Source organism: Sphingobium sp. MK2 (genome assembly GCF_040170545.1).
Classification (GTDB): domain Bacteria; phylum Pseudomonadota; class Alphaproteobacteria; order Sphingomonadales; family Sphingomonadaceae; genus Sphingobium.
In genome coordinates, this window is the sequence record NZ_JAZDXA010000097.1 from 1 (window position 1) to 1,463 (window position 1,463).

Genomic DNA, 1,463 nt, shown 5'->3' on the forward strand with positions numbered 1-1,463 from the left:
TGATCGCTTCAATCCGCATGCTCACGCGCAGAACCGCAAGATATTGCTTCGCTTGAGAAACTTCTGAATCAGGCACTAAATGGACGGCAGATAGTAATGTACTAAGCTGCCATACGGGATAACCGGAATTGTCGCATATCGGTCAAGCTGCCTCCGCATTTTTTAGTCGTAGTAGCTTCTCCACTCTCCTCCTCTATGGGTGCCATGATGACCAAGATGTGGAGCAAATCATGAGCGAGCCGTCAACAGCGTGGGATGGGGCGGTGGTGCGGCACTGGTTGGCGCGGCGGTGCGATGCGGCGCGGCTGGATCAGGCGGCGGCGGATCGGCGCGGTTATGAATCGCGCGATGAGTATGACAAGGCCGCTGCCGAGGAATGGGTGTGCCGTGCCCTGCAATTTCCCGATTGCATCGAGACGCAGGCGCTGTTCGCCCAGCGCCTCAAGGATCTGATCCGCCAGGAAGATTATTCGGCGACGGGGGTCTATGACGATGTGCGGTTCGAGCGGCATGTCCGCAGCCAGCTGCGCAAGATCGCCAAGATGGCCAAGGCGAATGAGGGGTTCGACAAGAAGCTGCATTATCAGTGAGGCGGTATCCGTAGGGCGGTGGCGGTTGGCGGCCCGAACGAAGGTCCGTTCCGGGCTTGATTGACGCCACGCCGACCGGCCGACGCGCGCCCCCATGCAGCCTAACGCCCCGATCGCGCGTTCACCCGCCATGGACGACACGATCGAAACCCTGTCGCGCAAGATGGCGGCGGCTGCCGAGGCGCTCGATTTCGAGGAAGCGAAGCGGTGCCGCGACGCGATCAGCCTGATGCGTGGGGGTGCCAGCGCGGCGGAGGCCAAGGCGGCCGATCTGTCCGGGGTGGAGCGGTCCCGCCCCGGCGCGATGGGCCTTGGCACCAGCCAGCAACGCATGACCCCGCCGCCGGGCTGGACCCCGCCGACGAAGCCTGATCCGATGACGGCGGCGCGGGGGAAGCGGGGTAAGCGGGGCGGGTCGTGAGGGTGTGGGTGCGGCGCTGTTTGCTGCACGCTGCGGCTGCGATCTATAAGCCCCTCCCCCTACAGGGCAGGGCTATCGCATTTGGCACCCAACCTATCCAAAGTTGTCACCCTGAACTTGTTTCAGGGTCCATTCCTCCCCTCGAGCGGCCGCTTCTGGGGCATGATGGATGCTGAAACAAGTTCAGCATGACGAAGTAAAATGGGGTGCATTCCATATGCGATAGCCCTGCCCTACAGGGGGAGGTTGGGTGGGGGTGTGTCGCCGCTTGCGCAGACGCTCGGCTTTGCCTCGCTCCCCCTCCCCCGGCCCCTCCCCGCTGGGGAGGGGAGATAAACGGTCCAATCCGTCGCACTTTAACTGCACGGACCCCATCTGTAGAGGGCGGTGACAAACCAGGCCAATGGAACGCCAGCGATTTGCTGAGCGTGGCGGTTTAAAAACCAGCCATT

At 62.5% G+C, this 1,463-nt stretch carries 2 protein-coding genes; both read left to right on the plus strand.

What is annotated here, in order from left to right:
* Window positions 1-230 precede the first annotated feature (230 nt).
* Complete coding sequence (locus V2I08_RS20405) at window positions 231-590, plus strand: hypothetical protein (RefSeq protein ID WP_349636575.1); 360 nt, start codon at window positions 231-233, stop codon at window positions 588-590.
* 94 nt (window positions 591-684) lie between these two features.
* A complete protein-coding gene (locus tag V2I08_RS20410) occupies window positions 685-1,011 on the plus strand; it encodes a UvrB/UvrC motif-containing protein (protein ID WP_405053686.1) in 327 nt (108 codons plus the stop codon).
* Window positions 1,012-1,463: the final 452 nt, after the last annotated feature.